At 51.5% G+C, this 21683-nt stretch carries 16 protein-coding genes; 7 read left to right on the top strand and 9 right to left on the bottom strand.

All coding sequences use genetic code 11. The features are described 5' to 3' along the window. Positions 1-342: 342 nt before the first annotated feature. A complete protein-coding gene (locus tag AC51G0_RS23760; RefSeq protein ID WP_496304126.1) occupies positions 343-3693 on the top strand; it encodes a S41 family peptidase in 3351 nt (1116 codons plus the stop codon). A 229-nt stretch (positions 3694-3922) separates the two neighbouring features. Here AC51G0_RS23760 and AC51G0_RS23755 read toward each other — a convergent pair whose 3' ends face one another. Beyond that, entirely contained in the window at positions 3923-4255 is a 333-nt protein-coding gene (locus tag AC51G0_RS23755) for a hypothetical protein (protein ID WP_496304125.1), read from the bottom strand. Positions 4256-4367: 112 nt separating this feature from the next. Next, the gene (locus AC51G0_RS23750; RefSeq protein WP_496304124.1) at positions 4368-4679 is read right to left on the bottom strand and encodes a hypothetical protein; all 312 of its coding nucleotides are present in this window, start codon (positions 4677-4679) and stop codon (positions 4368-4370) included. Positions 4680-4955: 276 nt separating this feature from the next. Between AC51G0_RS23750 and def the strand changes: the two genes are divergently transcribed. The 3 genes from def (at position 4956) to AC51G0_RS23735 (ending at position 5982) form a co-directional block, all read left to right on the top strand. Beyond that, on the top strand, positions 4956-5483 hold the full coding sequence (gene def / locus AC51G0_RS23745; RefSeq protein WP_496304123.1) for a peptide deformylase: 528 nt from the start codon (positions 4956-4958) through the stop codon (positions 5481-5483). 162 nt (positions 5484-5645) lie between these two features. After that, positions 5646-5858, top strand: coding sequence for a dodecin (locus AC51G0_RS23740; protein WP_496304122.1), 213 nt, complete (start codon positions 5646-5648; stop codon positions 5856-5858). Then, the gene (locus tag AC51G0_RS23735) at positions 5851-5982 is read left to right on the top strand and encodes a hypothetical protein (protein ID WP_496304121.1); all 132 of its coding nucleotides are present in this window, start codon (positions 5851-5853) and stop codon (positions 5980-5982) included. Before AC51G0_RS23740 ends, AC51G0_RS23735 begins: the two co-directional genes overlap by 8 nt. Here the strand turns inward: AC51G0_RS23735 and AC51G0_RS23730 are convergent. Further along, positions 5979-6890: a LysR family transcriptional regulator gene (locus AC51G0_RS23730; RefSeq protein ID WP_496304120.1), complete on the bottom strand. Its 912-nt coding sequence runs from the start codon at positions 6888-6890 to the stop codon at positions 5979-5981. The two genes, AC51G0_RS23735 and AC51G0_RS23730, sit on opposite strands and share 4 nt — an antisense overlap. A 193-nt stretch (positions 6891-7083) precedes the next feature. Here AC51G0_RS23730 and AC51G0_RS23725 point away from each other — a divergent pair, with 193 nt between their 5' ends. Beyond that, complete coding sequence (locus AC51G0_RS23725; protein ID WP_496304119.1) at positions 7084-7677, top strand: HD domain-containing protein; 594 nt, start codon at positions 7084-7086, stop codon at positions 7675-7677. 196 nt (positions 7678-7873) lie between these two features. Then, on the top strand, positions 7874-8095 hold the full coding sequence (locus tag AC51G0_RS23720; protein WP_496304118.1) for a hypothetical protein: 222 nt from the start codon (positions 7874-7876) through the stop codon (positions 8093-8095). Here AC51G0_RS23720 and AC51G0_RS23715 read toward each other — a convergent pair. Further along, the gene (locus AC51G0_RS23715; RefSeq protein WP_496304117.1) at positions 8092-11214 is read right to left on the bottom strand and encodes an efflux RND transporter permease subunit; all 3123 of its coding nucleotides are present in this window, start codon (positions 11212-11214) and stop codon (positions 8092-8094) included. The genes AC51G0_RS23720 and AC51G0_RS23715 overlap by 4 nt on opposite strands. Further along, complete coding sequence (locus tag AC51G0_RS23710) at positions 11214-12287, bottom strand: efflux RND transporter periplasmic adaptor subunit (protein ID WP_496304116.1); 1074 nt, start codon at positions 12285-12287, stop codon at positions 11214-11216. The genes AC51G0_RS23715 and AC51G0_RS23710 overlap by 1 nt, the downstream gene beginning before the upstream one ends. A gap of 229 nt (positions 12288-12516) precedes the next feature. Here AC51G0_RS23710 and dhaR point away from each other — a divergent pair, with 229 nt between their 5' ends. Continuing rightward, positions 12517-14472, top strand: coding sequence for a dihydroxyacetone kinase operon transcriptional regulator DhaR (dhaR, locus tag AC51G0_RS23705; RefSeq protein WP_496304115.1), 1956 nt, complete (start codon positions 12517-12519; stop codon positions 14470-14472). A gap of 40 nt (positions 14473-14512) precedes the next feature. Here dhaR and ptsP read toward each other — a convergent pair whose 3' ends face one another. The 4 genes from ptsP to AC51G0_RS23685 form a co-directional block, all read right to left on the bottom strand. Further along, entirely contained in the window at positions 14513-17002 is a 2490-nt protein-coding gene (ptsP, locus tag AC51G0_RS23700; protein WP_496304114.1) for a phosphoenolpyruvate--protein phosphotransferase, read from the bottom strand. 56 nt (positions 17003-17058) lie between these two features. After that, the gene (dhaL, locus tag AC51G0_RS23695) at positions 17059-17685 is read right to left on the bottom strand and encodes a dihydroxyacetone kinase subunit DhaL (protein WP_496304189.1); all 627 of its coding nucleotides are present in this window, start codon (positions 17683-17685) and stop codon (positions 17059-17061) included. Positions 17686-17703: 18 nt separating this feature from the next. After that, positions 17704-18771, bottom strand: coding sequence for a dihydroxyacetone kinase subunit DhaK (gene dhaK / locus AC51G0_RS23690; protein ID WP_496304113.1), 1068 nt, complete (start codon positions 18769-18771; stop codon positions 17704-17706). A gap of 489 nt (positions 18772-19260) precedes the next feature. Further along, entirely contained in the window at positions 19261-21549 is a 2289-nt protein-coding gene (locus tag AC51G0_RS23685) for a patatin-like phospholipase family protein (RefSeq protein ID WP_496304112.1), read from the bottom strand. Between the last annotated feature and the right edge of the window lie 134 nt (positions 21550-21683).

The raw sequence follows: 21683 nt of genomic DNA, 5'->3' as shown, positions 1-21683 counted from the left end.
CTTTCCTTCCAATGTACTCTGCCAAACTTAGGCGGTATCTTGAAGTGGTCAACTAAACCTCCCACCAGCTAAACAGGAGTAAGGTTTCAGTCATCAACGTTTGAAAAACAACCCTGCGCGCCGAGAGACAGGCAATAACGACACTTCCATTCGTTGTTGTTTATTGAGCCTTGTTTCAGTTTTTGTTAATACCAAGTTTTACAAAGCCTTATGACAAAAACATACGCAAAACATATATTGAACCGCCCTGCATTCGTGCTATATATGAACGACGTTCATTAAAAAACAATACAACATGATCGTGGCTTGTACTTTCTTATAACGACAAACAAGGATTATGTCATGAGACCTTTCACACGCTGTTCACTCCTGGCCGCACTTATTATCAGTTCGCTTTCTCCGGCAGTTGCTGGTAACACCCAAATAGACTCAGGGCGACATAATGAGAAGCCGCTATGGTTACGCAATACCGCCTTATCACCAGACGGCAAACAGCTCGCATTTACCTATCAGAGCCGCATTTACCTGGTATCAAGTGATGGTGGACAAGCACGTGCGATTACCAATGGTGAGTTTTACCCACATGCCTTGGTTTGGTCTCCTGACAACACAACGCTGGCTTTTGCTGCCAACCCTTATGGCAACGATGATGTATTCATGGTTTCATTAGAAACGGGACAATTGACCCGCCTCACCTACCATTCTGCTGCCGATGTTCCAACCGCCTTTGCCGACAGCGGTGATACGGTTCTTTTCAATACCACCCGCTTGACCACTAAGCAACAGGATTTTTACAGCCTGCCAGCCTATTCGTTTGGCAGCGAAGGAAACCAACTCTACAGTGTAGATATAAAGGAAAAAGCGGCACATGCCTTATTGCCGATACCGGCCAAAAATGCGGTATGGAACGGAGCCAAAACACAGCTACTCTATAACTCGCCGCATAAAGATCAGCCGTTCAGGAAGCATCAAACCTCTTTTGCCGTACCGAACATTTGGCTATTTGATGCCGCAACAGGGCAGCACCAACAACTGACAGAAAATAAAATCGCCGCACAACGCCCGCTCTGGAGCCGCGACAATACGGGCTTTTATTTTTTGAGCGAACGCAGTGGCAATTTCAATGTCTGGTTTTATGATCTGGGCACCAACAAAGAAACGCAAATCACTTCACTGACCGACCATCCAATACGCCACCTGTCAGTGTCTGAAAATGACGATTTGGCCTTTTCCTATAACGGTGAATTATACCGTTTAGAAAAAGGCCAGACGACGCCGAAAAAACTGGATATCAATATCAACAGTTTTGCAGTCAAGCAGAGCCAGTTCTTCCACAGCGATAGCGCAACACGCTTTATGCCTTCTGCTTTTGATGCCGACGAGCTGTTATTTAGTAGCTATGGCGACATCTATGCGATGAATGTGCGTAGCAGCAAAGTTAGGAAAATTACCCACTCTGCCACTGAAGAAAAGCAGATGACGTTCACCCCGGATGGGTATGGCGTGATGTACTCTGCAATGCGAAATGGACGTTGGGGGTTATACATTGCCAGCTCTGTCAGCGAGGAAGAGATGCTGTCCAATGCCCCCGTGATCAATGAGCAGCCTTTCTTGGTGCTGCCGGATCACGATATCTCGCAACCGGTATATTCACCAGACGGGCTCAAACTTGCCTTTGTTGTGGATGGCCGTGCTCTGCATGTGGTTGAGCTTGATGCCTACGATGCCAATACACCCGTGTCATCCTGGCTTAGCACTGGCCCCTCGCTGCTATCAACAGATCACGATGCCAAAGCAGGCAATGTGGATACCAACACACGGCCAAGCACCGGCAAAGAGCTGATCGCCCCAGACATGGTAAGTGAGTCAAACCGCTTGGAATTTGTGTGGTCACCCGATTCGACCCAACTGGCCGTGCACCTTTCTCCCCGCCCCTATGTTGAGCAGATATACGTTGTCGATGCCGAGGGTAAAAAACCGGCAGTGAATGTGTCTCAAAGCGGTTTCTACAACGGCAAACCCAAGTGGAGCCAGGACAACCGCATACTCACCTGGACAACCTCTAAATATGGCCTGAAAACCGCAGATGGTGAAGACTGGGACGAAACTGTCACGGGTATTTTTACCAATAGCACTGCGATGAAAAATTTCAAGGATGATAGTAAGCTGCCCGAAGAGGTCGAAAGCTATCCATTCTCGGCAAGGAACATCGAATACCGTGACGCTTTCCACCTACCTTTCTCTACAGTGGTACTGGAAACACACTTACTGGGCGATGAGCTGCTGGTGATCGACTTGGTTGCCTCCCCCTCTGGCGAGGAAACCACACGAGGCTTTGTTTATAACCTGAGAACCGAGGAATCCTATCCTGTCTTTAGCGACCTGCCCATGGCAACAGCGACCTATATTGCGGCAGACCAAAGCTATGCCTACCTTTTATCAGAAGGTGAAGTGACCGAAATTGATATTGCAACAGGTGACTCAACCAGTTTACCTATCGAGCTACCGGTTGATTACCAAGAAGAGCCGAGACGACTGGCAGCCTACCAGCAGTTTGTGAGGCAAACGCAAGATCTGTATTATCGACCTAACATGGGGAGTGTCGATTGGGCTTTCTATAGCAGCAACTATCAACGCTTTCTGCCGCATATCAATAACAACCGCGATTTTGCGGATCTGCTAAAAGAACTCAGTGGCGAGCTGAATGCCTCCCACACAGGTGCGTTCGCTGATCCAGATTTGGCAATGCGAGAAGATGCAACAGCAGATCTTGGGTTGATCTTCAACCAGCACAAAGCCCCTTCTCCTTCACAGCCTGGTACCAACAATCACAACCAGACAGACGGCTTGATCATCAACGGCATTCTACCGGGCGGCCCAGCAGATAATGAAGCCTACGTGATCCAGCAAGGTGATCGTGTTATTGCCGTCAACAACACGCCGGTCCAAACCCTGGCCGATCTTGCTATTGTTTTAAATAACAAGGCCACAGAGCCTGTTGAGCTGACATTACAACGCAACAATGACAACACTTGGTATCAACGTATCACGCCTATTGATGGTTACGATGCTTACTCACTGCTCCTAAAGCGCTGGGAGATCGCGCGTCGAAACTATGTCACGCAGAAAACCAATGGCAAAGTCGGTTATGTGTATTTACCCGACATGAGCAACGCCGCCTTTTTACACCTGCGTTCAGAGGCGCTGGGCCGATTGAGAAATGCCGAAGTACTTATCGTTGATGTTCGCTTCAATGGCGGCGGCTTCCTGGCTGATACGTTAATTGAATTCTTAACCGCGCGAAAAGTGGCCGATATTGTGCCTCATGTCGGCAAACCTGCATCAGATGCAAGCCGTCGTAGCTGGCTAAAACCTTCTGTTGTAATCGCAAACTCAGCATCGTACTCAGAAGCTTCAGCCTTTAGCCAATACTACAAAGATCTTAACGTCGGCCCGATTGTGGGCGAACCCGTACCGGGTACAGGCACCACGGTGATGGGTGTTGAGTCTCAAGTCTATAAAGGTATTGGGTATATGTTCCCCTACCAACCACTGCGCACTGTCGATGGAAAGCTATATGAAAACCTAGAACTGCAACCCGACGTTAAGGTATTTAACTCCCCATCAGATATCGCGGTAGGCCAGGACCGTCAGCTCGATGCCGCTATCGAAGAAGCGCTAAAGCAAATATAAACAGCGAGCCGATCCCCCACGAGGATAACGGAAAAAATACGCCATAACCTTAGCCATACGATACAAAGCCGGTCTCTGCGCCGGCTTTGTTGTATTTAATGAAAGGTTTTAGATAGTTATGTGGCAGCGACCATTCACCATATCAAGCCATGCAATGATCTCATGCCAATCCCAGATCTACTGCGATTCTGAAATCAAACCTAATACCTCAAATCCAAACTAATCTACATTAGTAGCTCAGCTCAAACACCACCGCGCCGCTATCAACCTCAAGGGCCTCATTGTTGATCACCTCGCCCCCCGCTTCGACCGAAATGCTAAAATCATCGGTAGCGTTATATTTCAACCCCGCACCGAATTCAGTCGGATCCGTCCGGTCCCTATCTTGATAGATACTATCCTTGTCGACCATCGTATTGTTGACCGGCCTGTTACCACCGCCGATAAACTCAACCGCTTGCTCAGAGGCGGCTTTATCAATAAAGATCTCGCCCAGCTCGCGCTCATCGGCCAGTACGGTCAAAGCGCACAGCGAAATCGTCACGGCTAACCAAATACGCATCTTCATTACCTTGCTGCCTCCTCTTACACAAAAGCGATTTTATGCATATATAGCAAACTAGGTATGATAATGAAAACCAACCAAGAAGTATCCCTCTTCGCAGCTACCCGTCTCAACCAAAAAACAAAGGCTGATAAGCGTGCTCATACCCAATGCTCACTGCCACATAGACTAGTAAGCCTGACATCAGGATATTAAAGATTTTGAAGTACTCGGGATCCTCAATACGTCTTCCGACCAAGGTGCCGACGACGGAATAACTGCCCGGCGCCCCAAAGGCGAGCACCGTCAACACAAACGACCAGCCAACCGCACTTATCCCGCTAATACCTGCAGCCGGAAACTGGATTGTCGCTATCGGCAGTGTTGCCAGCAATGCTTTGGGATTGAGCAGCTGCATCACGAGCCCGTCACGAAAAGTCACTCATATTTGCATTAAGCACCGTCACCCTATCCAGGTGCGCGCTTCCGACAAATTGAAAATGATTTTCTTGCTTCACGCGATATCTCCAAAGAAATTTTCCGCCTCGTTCGGCATCGATTCTCCCACAATATAGAAAACTGAACGAAAGAAAACTTGAACAAAATTGCTTAATTGGCGCTGAAGAAAATATCAGGGATTCTGGCGCTGATACCATTCCTAACTCGCGAATTTATGCGTACGCTTAAAGCAAAGGTACTTGCGCCAGGAGCCCCAGTTATGTCTGTAACCCACCGCCTCGAAATCGCCCAGCTCGGCAATCCTATCTTGCGCCAGCTGGCCGCCCCGCTGACCCCAAGCCAGTTCAAGGAGTGCGCCCCTTTCTTTGCCTCACTAGAGAAAAAGATGCTTGAACACAATGGTGTCGGTATTGCCGCGCCGCAAGTCAGCGAGTCGATCCGTGCTTTTATCGTTGCCTCCAGCCCCAATCCGCGCTATCCCAATGCGCCGCAAATGGAGCCTACCCTGATGCTCAATCCCGAGCTTACCTGGTCAAGCAAAGAAACCGAGAAAGACTGGGAGGGTTGCCTGAGCATTCCCGGTATGCGGGCAAAAGTGAGCCGCCATAAAAAGATTGAGGTACGCTATACCACCCTCGACGGCCATGAGGTTAAAGCCAATATGGAAGGATTCATTGCCCGGATCTTCCAGCACGAGCTGGATCACCTCAACGGGATCGTTTTTCTCGACCGGGCCGAAAAACATGATTACGCCACCGAGGCAGAGTTTATGAAGATCATCAGCTAATTTGTGGCTAATGCCCGCAGTAATGCACGCCTCGTACACCCGACAGGTTTGAGCATTCAGGCCATTCGGTTGACCAACAACCACTTCACCACTACGGTTTTACTTACAGCTTTACAAACGATTTGACGCTCATAATTGCAAACATTTCAAAAAGGGTAAGATATGTCTGACCATATATACAAACTAATAGAGCTGGTCGGCTCATCTCCGAAAAGCGTGGAAGATGCGGTCAACTCAGCGCTTAGCAAGGCCGACAACAGTATAAGCAACATGCGGTGGTTCGAAGTCTGTGATATTCGAGGCAATATCGAAAATGGACATGTCGACCACTGGCAGGTAACCATAAAAGTTGGCTTCACCCTCAAAGATGAGTGATCCTTTTTATGCGCTGGCAATCAGCTGGCTACGTGTCCATAACAAGCGTAGCCAGCCGCAAGGCAAGGTTAATCCGCAATCCGACGATGTATACATAAAGAAAAGTAACGTACAGCTCAGCTAGACAGCCTCATCCCAATATGGCCTATCTTCCCCGTAACTGGTCTTAAGAAACTCGAGAAAAACCCGCACTTTGGCGGGAAGGTACTTACGCTCAGAAAATACGGCATAGATAGAGTGCAAAGGCAGCGAATACTCCGGCATTAGGGGAACCAGTTTTCCTGATGCCAATGCCGGGCCGACAATAAATGTCGGCATCTGGCATATCCCAAGCCCAGCCAGCAGAGCCTCATAGAGCACTTCACTGTTGTTGACCTGATAATTGCCTTGCGGCAATACCTTGACTGTCCCGTCAGGGCCATGAAACGTCCACTCTGTCCCCGCCTGGAAGTAGGAATAAAACAAGCAATTATGATTGAGCAGATCTGCTGGGGTTTCGGGCGCGCCAAACTTGGCAATATAGTCAGATGAGGCGCACAGCACACTGTGGCAAGGTGCAAGGCGGCGCGCGATCAGGCTCGAATCAGGCAGCTTACCAATCCGGATCGCCACATCAAAACTTCCCTCCACCATATCGACCACTTTATCATCCATCATCATATCGATGCTGATATTAGGGTTTTCGACCAGGAACTTAGGAACTAGCGGCGCAAGATGCAAGCGGCCAAATGCCATCGGGGCATTGACCCTCAGCTTTCCCTGAGGAGAGCCCTGCAGCTCGCTGATAGCATCAAGCCCCTCATTGGCTACTCTCAAGGCATTACGCGCATAGTCATAGTAACGCTCGCCAGCCTCGGTCAGGCTTAGGCGCCTCGTCGTCCGGTGCAATAGCCGCACGCCAACAGCCTCTTCCAGTTGGCCAATCCGTTTACTGATGGCTGATTTCGATACCCCCATCCTTTCGCCAGCCTGCGAGAAACTGCCACACTCAACAACAGCAACAAAAATGGGAATTGCAGAAAAGGTATCCATAGCATCCAACTGTCAACTTTAACTCAACAATTAGTTTCTCTTTACTAGGATTATCAGTCAAACAAAAACAATATAAAGTTCGCCCATCAAAACAGCTGCCTATGGCGAAACCAATGACGTCCGTTAAAAGCCACTAGGTGTATTACTGTCCAGGCAGCCGATGAAAGCTAGCCGTTATGAATTGGTGAAAATAATGGAAGAATTAAATCAACAACTTGCCTTCATTCTCGAACTAGACAAACTCAAGGCCGTCTACCGACGGGCTTTAGTCAAAACCGACAACAACCGGCGTGAAAACAGTGCCGAGCACAGCTGGCACATCGCCATGATGGCCCAGGTACTGCAGCCGTATACAGCAGAAACGGTTGATATCAACCGTGTCGTCAGCATGCTCTTGATCCATGATATTGTCGAAATTGACGCCGGCGATACTTTTGCCTTTGCCGAGCAACACGAGTTGGACGGCCAACCAGATAAAGAGCTCAAGGCGGCACAACGGCTATTTGGATTATTACCGCAACACCAGTTTCAAGCGATGAAAGCCCTATGGCTAGAGTTCGAGCAAGCAGACACCGCCGATGCCCGCTTTGCCAAAGCGATGGACAGAGTACTGCCGCTACTGCAAAACATGGCCAACCACGGCGGCAGCTGGGTTGGGAATAACGTCTCCAGGCAGCAGGTACTCAAGCGTAACCAGTACCTGGCCGAAGCGGCTCCAGAACTATGGTGTTATGTTTGCGAACAAATAGATACTGCTCTGGAACGAGGATGGCTTATTGCCGATTAGGTTTGTAAAGCAAACTATATAACCACATCAGACGAGAACTACCCAGTCACTATAAATGGTTGGTTATATTAGATAACAACAAAGTGCAATGTGACAAATCTCTCATCATTGCGACATCTAGATGTCATATTCACTTTCGATAATGTGCCCATATTATGTTTGTCACTCATCGCTACCTAAGGCTGTGGATAGCAATATGCGCACATTAAACATTGTACAAAGCAAAGCGTCTAACACCGCTCACCAAAAAAGCTCTTATCAAAAACCAATGGGCTTCAGCGAATTCAACCACTGCATTGATATTTTACTATTAGGCTTACCGTGTAACCCCCGTCCCCAGCAAGCCAGCCACCTCGAGGCAGCAGGATCAGATCTCTGGAGAACGGATACAGGCTTTGCCAATCACCAGGCAGCCTAGCCGGTTTTCTTAAATTCTACAGTATTGTCCTCTGCCAGCTGCTGCTCCAGTTCGCGAGCTACAAACTCAGGACTATTGGTATGACGGGCCAGCAGGCTATACACAACGGGGATCACCAGCAAGGTAAAAAAGGTCGCAACCAATATCCCGGTTAATACCACAATCCCAATCACCAACCGGGTTTCCGCCCCCGCACCGCTAGCCATAATCAAGGGCACAGCCCCGGCCGCCGTGGTAATGGCCGTCATCAGGATCGGTCGTAGCCGAGCCGCCGCCGCATCCACTATCGCCTGTTCAAACCGGATCCCCTGATCCCGTAGCTGGTTGGCAAACTCGACAATCAAAATCCCGTTTTTCGCCGCCAGGCCCACCAGCATAATGATCCCTATCTGCGAGTAGATATTTAAACTCTGATCGGTGAAATACAGCCCCATTAGCGCCCCGAATGTTGCCAGCGGTACCGTCAGCATGATCACCAACGGATGAATATAGCTTTCAAACTGCGCCGCCAATACCAGGAAAACCACCACCAATGCCAAGACAAACACAAACAGTACCGAGGTACTGGAGTCCTGGTAGTCTTGCGAGGCTCCTTTATAGTTCACTACCGCATCGGCAGGCAGGTGCTGCCTGACCAGCTCATTCAAATAATTCAGTCCTTCTCCCAGGGTATAGTCGTCTGCCAGGTTTGCTTCTATGGTGATGGCCCGTACCCGGTTATAGCGGTTTAGTTGCGGCGCGCTCGCGAACTCTGTCACGGTGATCAGGCTTGATAGCGGGATCAGCTCATCACTGCGATCTGAGCGTACATACAAGTTGCTGAGATCGGCAGCGGTATTTTGCCTATCCCGCTGGCCTTCAATTACCACATCGTACTCTTCGCCGCGCCATTTGTAGGTCGTAACCAGCCTCGAGCCAAGCATTGACTCCAGGGTCTGCCCGATATCGCGCAGCGACACCCCAAGATCGCCAGCCCTGTCGCGGTCGATCTGAACCCTAAGCTGAGGCTTGGTTTCCTTATAGTCATGGTCAACGCTGGCCAGCCTTTGATTGGCCGCAGCTTCGTCTAGCAAAATATCCCGCCACTGCGCAAGTTCTTCATAACTGCCGCCCCCCAACACAAACTGCACAGGCTTGCCGACCCCTCGTCCGAACGGCTGCCGCATCACCGGAAACGCCCTGACCCCGGCCAAATCAGACAACCTACTATGAATATCCCCGATGATCGCTGAAGCGCTGCGCCTTTGTGCCCAGTCTTCCAACACCACGATGGCAAAACCGTTGGAAAAGTCCTCAATCCGCCCCCAGCCACGCGGCGCACGCACCAGCAAACGCTTGATCTCTCCCGACTCGACTAATGGCATTAGCCGATGTTCGATTTCATTCATATAGGGCTGCATAAATTCATAGCTGGCTCCCTGCGGGCCGTTAATAATAATGAACATCGCTCCCCTATCTTCCCGTGGCACAAATTCCGACGGGATCCGGCTCGCTAGCCAGCCACTGCCCGCCAACGCAAGCACCATGATCCCGGCAACTAAATAGGGCCGCTTGAGCCAGCTATCGAGCGACAGGCGATAAAAGCGCGTTACCGAAGCCAAAATATGACCAACTTTTTGTACCAGCCAGGGCTCATATTCGACCCGGCGCATGATTTTCGACCCCATCATCGGGCTTAGCGTCAGGGCAACCAGTGACGATAAGATCACCGCGGTACTGATAGCAATCGAGAACTCGCGAAACAGCTTGCCCAAATCCCCTTCTAAAAAGCCAATCGGCAAAAAGACCGACACCAACACCACCGTGGTAGCCACAATTGCAAAACTGACCTGGCGGGCACCAAGAAAGGCCGCCTTCAAGGGAGGTTCCCCCAACTCTATCCGGCGGTGGATGTTCTCCAGCATCACGATGGCATCATCGACCACAATGCCAATGGCCAGGATCAATGCCAGCAGAGTCAGTAGGTTAATAGTAAAGCCAAGGGCGTACAGCACCGTAAAGCTACCAATCAGGGAGACGGGTAAGGTCAGCGCCGGGATCAGCATCGCGCGCACACTGCCGAGAAACAGGTAAATCACCAGCACTACCAACAGCAGCGCAATCAACAAGGTCTTATACACCTCATTAATGGAAGCCTGAATAAACACCGAGGAGTCATAGGAGCGCTTGATCTCCATACCTTCCGGCAACGTCGGATTCAGCTGATCGACCAGGGCGTTGACGGCCTTGGCGACCTGCAACGTATTGGCGGTTGACTGGCGATTGATCCCCAGGCCTATCATGTCCTGGGTATTGCCACGGAAGGTTATGCGCTCTTCTTCGGCCGCCAGCGCCACCCGGGCAACATCGCCCAGGCGGATCAAATAACCATCACTCCCGACCCCGACCACCAGCCGGGCAAAGTCCTCCGGTGCGACAAAACTGCGCTGGGTACGAATAGAAAACTGCCGGCTCTGCGATTCAATCGAACCGGCTGGCAGCTCGACGTTATCCGCCCGCAAGGCATCTTCAATATCGGTCACGGTCAGCCCCCGGGCCGCCAGCTTCTGGCGGTCTATCCAGATCCGCAGAGCATATTCCTTGCCGCCGCCGATACGAATATTGGCGACCCCGTCAATCACCGAGAAACGATCAACCAGATAGCGCCGGGCATAGTCCGTCAGCTCCAGCGTCCCCATCCGGTCAGAGACCAAATTCAGCCACATGATCACTTCCGAACTGCCGGCCGCTTTCTGTACCTCCGGCGGCTCGGCCTCGTCAGGCAAATTATTCAAGATCCCGGAGATCCGATCCCGGACATCATTGGCGGCAGCATCGATATCGCGGCCGATCCCAAACTCCAACGTCACCGTCGAGCGGCCATCGCGACTTCGCGAGCTGATATTGCGGATCCCCTCCAGACCGGAGATCCGATCTTCCACCAACTGGGTAATACTGGTTTCGACGATCGCCGCCGAGGCCCCCCGATAGCTGGTGGACACCGTCACGATAGGCGGATCAATATTGGGGTATTCGCGCAGCGGCAACTTCTCATAGGCCACCAGGCCAAAAGTGATCAGCAACAGACTGATCACCGAGCCAAACACCGGCCGTTTGACCGAAATATCTGTCAGTAACATCAGCCCGCCTCCTGATAGCTAAAACGCTCACCCGAACGGGTCTCGACAGTCTGACCGGGCCTCACCCGCTGGATCCCCCGGGTAATGATCTGCTCACCTTCTGTCACGCCACTGAGAATTTCTGCCGTTCCCCGGCTGCGGAAGCCAACGTCGACCTGGCGCTGCTCAACCACATTGTCATTGTTAACAACAAACAGGAAGTTATTCCGCTGGCGTGGTACCAGGGCCTCCTCCGGCACCACCAGCCCTTGCCGCTGTTCAACAATCAACCGTAGGGTCATCAGCATGCCGGGGCGTAGCAATAGCTTGGGGTTGTTGATCTCAGCCCGGACGACAATCGCCCGTGTGAGCGGATTTACCCGACTGTCTATTCCTGTCACAATCCCGGCAAACGGCTGTTCAGGAAAGGCAGCAACCCCCCCTTCAATGACCGAACCGAGCCTGAGCTGGCCGATAAACTGCTCCGGGATGGTAAAATCCAGTTTCACTTTGGCAAGATCATCGAGTGTAGTGATCACCGTGCCCGGCGTTAGCAGCGCCCCGGGACTGATCTGGCGAAATCCCAGTACACCGGCAAACGGTGCCTGGATAAACCGGGCGTCCAGCTCAGCCTGGTTCTGCGCCAATACGGCACGGGCTATTTCAATGTCGGTATACAGCTTATCGAGCTCGGAGCTAGCTATTGTATTACGCTTGACCAGCCCTTCAATCCGTTTGTATTCCCGCTGATGCTCTTGCAAGTTAGCCTTGGCGGCCCGTACCTTGGCCTTCTGCTCGCCAGATCTCAGAGTCACCAGCAAATCGCCGGCACGGACTTGCTGACCATCCTTAAAATGTACCAGCTCGACTTTTTCGGTTACCTTTGCCGACAATACCACCGACTCGCGGGACTTTATGGTACCGAGCGCCTCAACCTCTCGCCGGACATTTTGCCTGCTCACGACAGTAACCACGACACTCGGGGTGCCACCGCGGGAAAACGAGGGACTCTGGCTACGGCCCTGCTCTTTGTACCACACCCCAGCCGCCAGGCTGGCCAACAAAACAAAGCCGATAATTAAGGTTATTTTCATGATCCCTGCCTGATAAATAGAGTGCCTGCGCCAACACACTCCAACTTAGAAGATAGTTATTTTTTAAGTATAGTGCGGCGATAACTGGCTGATATCCCATGATTCGGCAGTGAGTAAATGCGTCACTTTTTGAGCTTTTCCTAAACCTGATTTTCCAATCCGGGCATCATTCTTTTGCCAGCCAAAACGCTACAATGCCCCTAGAATTGAACAAATCGTTATATTTCCTATGCGCTCTCGCCCTACATTGACCAAAGAGATTTGGCACCGCTTTGTTTCCCTGCCCTCATTAGAAGCAGAGCTCCCTGATATTGACCCTCACTTGCAGCAGGTTTGGGAGCGGTGCCGTCGCCAGCAGCGTCACGATCACTGGTCAATGCCTCACCGGGCCAAAGGGGTCACATTTACTTCCATACAAAAAAGCAAAGCACCGTTTTTGAATGTCGCCGTACCGGCTATCGAAGATATTTATGAGTACCTGGAAAATGACAGCTGTGCTTTCTTCATTTGCGATGAGACGGGTTGCACCCTTTATTTGTGTGCAGCTCCTGATATGCAGGAGAAATTACAGGCACTCGGTATCCAGGAAGGAATGTATTGGCGGGAAGGCTTTATCGGCAATAACGCAATTTCCAGTGCAATGCATTTGGCTAAAGCGACCAAAACAGCAGGCTTCGAACACTTTAAACAAGCACTGCACGGTTTTGCCATTTATGCCGCCCCTATTTTCGACGGTAACGGCTCGGCACAAGGGTGCATCGCCCTTGTGCTGCCAGCAAAAGAAGCGAGTGTCTCTGCTCTGGGCTTAATCCACTCTGCAGCCCGAGATATTGCCAGCCAAATGCGGGCCGAAAGCATGCTCACGGAGTCTAACCAGCACTTATCAGAAGTACATGTGCTGCTTGAAGGGGTTGAGGAAGGCGTACTGGCCTGGTACCCCAATGGAAAGATCCACTACCTGAACCAAAAAGGTTGTGATCTCCTGGGGTTGACCTCCAGCGAGCTGGGTAAGGAAATCGGCACTGTGCTAACTCTGCCCCAGCCTGTCAACCAGGCCATCAAACACGGCAAAGAGCTCGATATGATCGAGACGACGATAGAGAGCAGGGGGAGGCTAACGTCCCTGGTAATATCGCTCAAGATTGTCAGAAATGACCAAAACGATACCCATTGCTATATTGCCCTGCTCTATCCGCTCAAGCATATCCGTGATTTAGTCCATCAGCATGCCGGCAACCGGGCGAGGCTCACATTTGATGATATCGCCGGGAGCTCGGATGCGATGCACCGCGTGATCCGCCAGGCCCGCCATGCCGCAAAAGGGCGGGGGCCAGTCCTTCTCCGCGGAGAAGACGGGCTAGGAAAGAGCCATCTTGCCCAGGCAATCCATAACGCCAGTGACAGGCATGGCCAGCCTTTTATCGCGATTAACTGCCAGGCGATCCCCAAAGAGCTCATGGCCACCGAGTTTTTGGGCTCCGCCCTGGACGGAGACAAAGCCTCTCCATCAAAGTTCGAACTGGCCCATGGCGGCACCTTATTTCTCGACCAGGTAGAATGCCTGTCCTCCGAGGTACAGGCGGCCTTGCTTCACCTGCTAAAAACAGGGTTGCTCAACCGCATGAATGGCAATATTGTCTCGGTAGATGTGCGGATCATTGCCACCTCTAATATCGACTTAGAGCGGTATGTCGCAGAAAAACATTTCCGCGGGCAGCTGCTACTTGAGCTGCAAACCTTTAATATTCCAGTATCGCCGCTTCGCGATCGCCTGGAAGATGTCCCAATCCTGGCAAAGCGAAAGCTCACTCATTTGATAGCTGAAAAAAAGATGCCGCTTAGCATCAGCCAGCAAGCCATGTCACTGTTGATGCGCTATCGCTGGCCTGGCAATCACAGGGAGCTTCGCAATGTTATCGAACGCGCGGCAAACTTTGCCCAAGGAGATATCATCCGGGACAGCGATCTCCCCGAGAACATTATCTCCACCACAGAGCCTGTAACAGCTGGCGACCAGACGCATCGTTCTAACTGTCTGGCCGATGCCGAAAAAAGCACGATCATTCGCTCTGCCGTACATTGTCGCGGAACCATCAGCAAAATGTGCGAAGATCTGCAGGTAAGCCGCACAACCTTGTGGCGCAAGTTGAAAAACTACGGTATCGAGGTCGGCGGTTACAAATAACCAATACGCCTTCCCCCGATGCATGACTTACAACCCAGGCTTACAACAATGCCATTACCTGTTTCAATGTTCCGGCATCCAGCACCTCTGTGGCGGTGTGCTTAGCTTGCTGGCTATGTGTTGCCCGAACCGCCTGCTTAACCGCGGCAATTCTGACCGGGCTCATGCTCAGTTCATCAATCCCCATCCCGACAAGCGTCGCCGTTAGCTTGGGATCGCCAGCCATCTCGCCACAGATCCCGATGGTGATCCCAGCTTGGTGGGCAGCCTGTGCAGCCTGTTCGATCATCCGCAATACCGCAGGCTGGGCAGCAGAAACCAGATAGGAAACCGTATCGTTGCCCCTGTCTGCTGCCATGACATACTGGGTAAGATCGTTGGTGCCAATACTGAAAAAGCTGACTTCTTTTGCCAACAACCTGGCATTGGCGACAGCAGCAGGCACTTCAATCATAATGCCGACCTCTGGTACCACTGCCGGAATATCGCAATGTTGCAGGGCTTCATAACAGCTATTGAGCAGGTACTTGGCCTGGTTCAGCTCCTCAAGGGTAGACACCATCGGGAACATCACTTGCAGGTTAGGATGCTCAGCCCGGGCACGCAGCAACGCATTGAGCTGCAGCTTGAACACCTCGACATTTTGCAGGCACAAACGCAAGCCACGGCAGCCCAAGAACGGGTTGTCTTCCTGCCCTTGCTGCAGATAAGGCAAAGGCTTATCACCGCCGATATCCAGGGTGCGGATGATCACCGGCTTATCACCGAACGCCGCTGCAATCTGGCTATAGAATTCATACTGGCTCTGCTCGGATGGAGCCTGCTCGCTCTCCATAAACAGAAATTCACTTCGAACCAATCCAACCCCTTCAGCGCCATGGCTAAGGGCCTGCTCTGCGTCTTCAAGGCAGGCAAGGTTGGCAAAAACATCCACCGCCTTGCCATCTTGGGTTTTAGCTTTTTCCATCGCCAGCGCCAAGTCTCGCTTCTTTTGCTGTGTTTGCTCATCAAGCCGCCGATAAGCATCGTCGAGCTGGTGTGCTGTCGGATCTAACCAAACCTCGCCGCTACCGCCATCCATCATTGCCATTTTTCCTGCCTGGCTGAGTGACATGATGGCGCTAAGTCCAACCACAGCCGGAATACCGAGTGAACGGGCAAGGATGGCAGAGTGTGATGTGCTCCCGCCCTGCTCGAGGATAATACCCCGGACCAATGCAGGATCAAGCTGCGCGGTATCTGACGGCGAAAGATCTGCCGCAACCAAAATAACCGGTTCGGTCAATACAATACCTTGCTTGGTTTCACCGCTAAGCAATCCCATCACCCGGCAGCCAACATCGTAAACATCATGGGCTCGCGCCTGCATGTATTCACTTGGCGAGTCTTTGTAGGCTTGTGCCGTTAGCTCAATGACCTGGGTCCAGGCCAGTTCCGCATTGATGGCCTGTTCGAGTCGTTGCTGAACCTTCTCTACCAGCTCAGGATCGGCCAGTATCTGGCGGTGCGCCGTAAAAATCCCACTTTCCGATGTTGCGCCAGTAGTTGCTGTTTGCTCCGCCAGCTCGGCAAGCGCCTGCTGGGCGGCTTCACAGGCCTCGGAAAAGATCGCCCATTCCCGCTCATAGCCCAGAAAATCGCCTTCCCGGGCTTTGGGCATTGTGGCCCGGTAGTGCCGGATTGGCGCGATCGCAATGCCTTCAGATGCGCCGATCGCACTCAGGCGACCATCCTGGTGTATTGATTGCTGGCGAGGAGCACTAGGGGCTTTCGCGTTTTCATCGTTGATAGATTCGTTGAAATGGCTCTCGGCAAGCTGGGAAAATGCCGCCAGTGCCTGTTGCGCCTCTCTACCGCTGGCAATACACGTTAAGCGATCCCCCTGTTTTACGCCCAATAGCGCAATGCTGTTGATGCTCCTCGCACTGACTCGCGAGCCATGGCAGTCCAACCACACCTCAGCATCAAATGGGCTGATAGCCCCCACTATCGTAGAGGCTGGCCGGGCGTGAATACCATGGGGATTTTTTACCAGCCACTCGAATTCAATATCATTTTCACTGTCTGCCAGCTCCGGTTGTTGGTCTATCTGTAAACCAGCAGTACCAGGGAGCTTGGCGCTTTGATCCAGCAGTTTGTATTTTGCCAGCAACGCACTGTGGGCTTCATTGACCACCTGCTCTAAGGACATGCCCGCCGCGGCAGCAACACTTGCAGACATTGCACCTTCAATAAGCGGTGCTGCACAAACATGTACATTGGCGGCTTGCTCGCTATCGAGCAGTTCCAGCGCCGTATCGGTACTGAGGATCGCACTGCCCATATCCACCAGCACTAACACCCCCAGTGGGGAATATACCTCTTCAATCGCCATCATCACCGCAATGGCATCAGTACCAATTGGGTTATCGGGATCGTCCACTCCTGCCGCGACGGCAATACTCACTTTCCCCTGGGTCATCTGGGCGGTCAAGGCATGAACACCTTTCGCCAAATCCGGGCTATGAGAAACAATGACAATACTGACCATATTCAAACCTTAACGGAGGTGGCGTCGCGCCACCTCAAACAGCAAACCAAACACGTTTATTGCGCGGAAGCACTCCGCAGTGCAGAAAAGAGCAGGAAGGCGGATGTCGCACCGGGATCCTGATGCCCGATAGAGCGCTCACCAAGGTAACTGGCACGCCCTTTTTTCGCCTGCATCGGAATGGTATCTTTCATAGCCCTTTCCGCTTCAACAACAGCACTGTCAAGGGCCTCGTACATGGTCGCTTCCTGGTTCTGCTTCAGGCAGGCAATAATACCGCTCCAGGTATCAACCATGGTTTTGTCGCCCACTTCAGCTTTGCCGCGCTGCACAATCCCATCCACACCGTCCTGGAGCATTTTGGTCAGCTCGGCCAAACTCAGCTCTTCTTTGGACATCACACTGGTAGCATTGCGGATAAAAAAGGTGCCGTACAACGGTCCACTGGCACCGCCAATGCTCGAAAGCAAGGTCATCCCTGTGGTCTTCAAGATGGTGCCAATATCTTTGTCAGCTACACTAGGAAGCTTCTCTTTGACTTTCTGAAAGCCACGGTTCATGTTGAGGCCATGATCCGCATCGCCAATTTCCCGATCCAGCTCGGTTAAAAAGTCTTGCTCGGCGTTAAATACCTCGGCTGATTGCTCCAGCCACTGAACAATTTGCTGTTTCGTTATTGTCATCATAGTTCTCCTTGGCGATTAGCAGCCCCAGCGCATTGCAGGGGTATTAACCGGCATGTCGTATAGCGATAGCATCTCATCATCAACTTTCAGCACAGTGATCGAAATACCCTGCATATCCAAGGAAGTGCAGTAGCTACCAATAAGGTTGCGCTCGATAGTGATCCCAAGTGGCTTGAGGATCTCTGCCACTTTGCGGTAAACCATATACAGCTCGGACTGTGGGGTGGCGCCGAGGTTATTCACCAGCACAATAACCTTATCGCCAGACTCAAGTGGTTCGGTGATCCAGGACTCATCCAGCCATTCACCGCTATCGTTGTTCCAGCGACGGACAACGCGCTCATAGGGCTGGTTATCTAAGATCTCACTCATCATGTCTGTGGTGATAGCATCCCCACCGGTAAAGGCCCTGCGCTCAATACCTGGCTCACCGTGGATCCCAACCCCAAACTCAATTTCGTCATCACTGAGCTCAAAGCTCGGCTTGCCTGCAGCCGGAACGGTGCAGGCAGAAAGTGCGACACCCAACGATCGGCCACGGTTGGCGATGTGTTTTGCCAGCTCGCTGATTCTATCCAGGTCATAGCCTTCCTCTGCAGCAGCACCCAGAATTTTCTCGGCCAATACTGTTGTTGCGACACCACGACGGCCAGCGGTATAGAGGCTGTCTTTGACCGCAACATCATCATCAATCAATGTCGCCTGTACTTTGACGCCCTCAGCATGAAGGAGCTCTACAGCCGTTTCAAAATTCAGCACATCACCGGTGTAGTTTTTAATGAGGAACAGGACACCTTCGCCAGAGTGCACTTTCTGGCCACACTCATACATTTGATCAGGGGTTGGTGACGTAAACATTTCCCCCGGGCAGGCTCCGTCTAACATACCCTTGCCCACAAAACCGCCATGCATCGGCTCGTGGCCGCTACCACCACCAGAAACAAGGGCGACCTTGGCAGCCTTGCGCTCACTGCGGACGATATACATAGGATCCAGGCTCACGTCGAGTTCAGGATGCGCCAGGGCAACACCTTGAAGCTGCTCTCTAACCACGTTATCAACTTGGTTAATCATCTTTTTCATCGTTATATCCTTATTGTTCTGCATGGGGTAGCGTTAAGACCGATGGTATTCCGGCGGGGAAAGAGATGTTATTTAACCTATTTTGTTTCAAATTGAGACGCTTGTATTCGCCAATCCGTTCCACAATGAAACATCGGTTGCACTCAAACGGCAGATCCTTGAACTTAGTCATGGTTTAGGGGGAGCAACAGAGGAAGGGTGACACTAGAAAACGGTTAAAACAGGCTGATCGCAATGTTTTTATTGGCAAATTTGCAAGTTGGCTCACAAAGAAAATTGCCATATGAGCAGGCAAAAAAAAAGCGAGCCGGTGATTGGCTCGCAAAAAACTCATATATTACTTTTCGACAGGGTAGCAAGATGGGAAAACTCCTGACATCCATGCAAGAACCTTCCATCCCCCTTCGAAAGGGACAAAGGTTATATCGATAGCTATTTTGACCGTACTGTCGAATTGAATGTCAGCAAAATGTCAGAATATTCATTTAGTTAATTTAACGGGCTACCGACTGACAGATAGAATGAATTCTCTCCGGCCTCAGCCTTACCGTAGGCGAAATACAACGGGCCTACCGGCGAGTCCACACCAAGAAACAAGCTGGCCGCCCCTATGCTGCTATCGAAGCTAATATCGCTGCTGTCATTCCATACCCCGCCCCGCTCAAGCGAACCACCGACATACACTGGCGCTGAAAAAGCACCGAAATTATTGTCCAGCAAGCGGTAGCGATAAATCAGCCCGCCAAAGGTACGGTAGCGCCCATTCAGCTCATAACGGTGAAAACCAGAAAGGTTGAACAAGCCGCCGAGATCCTGAACATAGATAGGGATCAGCTCATCCGACTCAGATCCGCCTAGCTTGAGGAGCCCAAGCAAGGTATGACGCTGGTAATTAAACGGTACGGTCAGCTCGGCATCATAATAGATAGTATCGTCCTTAAGCCGGGCATCTTGGTTGATTTTGCTCCGGCTCATTCCAAGCCCGACCTCAAGTTCAAACAATATCCCTTCCGTCGGAAAGTAAAAGTTATCCAGATCGTCATAAGCCCATGATACGTAGGGCCCGTGGGAGGTATAATCCTGCTGATCATTGCCATCTATTTCATTCGCTTCACCATCAATCAAACGATAGCCAAGCGCGAAGGCACTCCATGGCTGGATATTCCAGCCGACTTCAGCAAATGCTGTCGCCTGCAGGTATTCCGCATTGATGGTACCTGAGTCGACGCGGCCAATTTGTTCCCTCTGATCATCCGACAAGTTGAATTCTCGGTTCTCCCGACTCCAGCCAACCCCCAACGCGGTGAAAGACTGTTTCTTGTAGTCAAGCGGGAAATACAGCTCGGTATTAATCTGCTTCCAGCTGCCGAGCAACCACTCGAACTGCCATTCCCCCCCCTTGTCAGTCAAGTCGGTATAAATATACTGGGCACCAAACGAGAAATCCGAGCGATTGGCAAAGTCATCTTCAAAGGCAAACTTGAAATTCAGGTAACCCGGTCCCCAGGATTTCTCATCAATCTTGAGAGCCAGGATATTTTCATCATCCTTCTGTTTGATCTGATAAGTGATACGGGCAAAGATATCTTGGGCATTGAGCTGGTTGACCGCTTGTTCGAGCTCCTCATTCGATACCACCCGCCCGATTTCCAAATCAAGCAAGGCAATCAAGGCCTGATCCGAACGCAGAGTATTGTTCTCCAGCTCTATCCGGTCGATATAGTAGGCAGGGCTGGCAATCACCTGACTCCGGCGATCATGCTTGCGCTTCTGATAAGCCTGATACGCTTCCACAGACAGCTGGTAACGGCGCAATTCAGGCAACGCCTCCAGGGCCACTTTTCTTCCAGCGATATAAGCCTGCTCCATCTTGTCAAAATCCGGGGCGAGCATAAACGAGACCTCGGGCAGGAGGTACACATCATCCGGCTTCATCAGTGCTTTTTGCTGGTCCGCACTGGTGTTGGTCATGAAGGTAGTTAGCTGGGCAACAATATTCAGTGCACTGTCGAGTTCGGCTTCCCCAAATAGGGCGTCACGTAAATCAACCGCAATAATCACATCGGCCCCCAGCTGGTGGGCCACATCAACCGGCATATTGTTTACCACGCCACCATCGACCAACAGATGCTGGTGCCAGTTAACCGGCTTTAATGCCCCCGGTACCGTCATTGATGCCTGCATCGCGGTAGCAAGGTGGCCGCTGTCAATCACCACAGGCTGAACCTTGGCAATATCTGTCGCCACCGCACGATAGGGAATGGCCAAGTCATCAAAACTGGCCATCTCAGGCAAATTGCTAGTCAGCGAACGTAGCAGGACAGCCATTCCCTGCCCCTGGAAAGCCCCCTGTCGACCCTGAAACTCACCATTAAGATCCAAGCCAATATCGGCATAAATCTGATAATCATCATTTTGTTTTTTACGCCTGAGGATCAAATCATTGCGGCTGGCTCGGTCTTCATAGCCACCTTGCCAGTCGGCAGCCAAAGTACGGTTCTTGACTTCCTCTGACGATAGCCCCATCGCATACATGCCACCGACATATGCCCCCATACTGGTTCCGGTAATGACATCAACCGGAATGCGGTTCTCTTCCAGCACGGCAAGCACCCCGATATGGGCGGCACCTTTTGCACCTCCGCCACTGAGTACCAGGCCTATTTTATCTCTTTCGCCGCTAACAGCCGTCTGCGCCTGTACCCGCGGTGCATACGAGCTGGTGAGAGTCAGCAAGATAAGCCCAATACCGCAGCTGATCCTTCCCGTTGATGACATGATGAGTCCTTCAATACTAGCTAAACAGAGAGTTACCGCTTAAAACTACCCTCCTCCATCCTTTATCGCAACGGCCAAAAATCTACTTTGCTACTGATCCCAAGAATGTGCCTTGTAGGTAGCAACGCTATTTG

It is taken from the genome of Photobacterium sp. HL06 (assembly GCF_059552575.1).
This window is presented reverse-complemented; position numbering and strand designations above follow the sequence as displayed.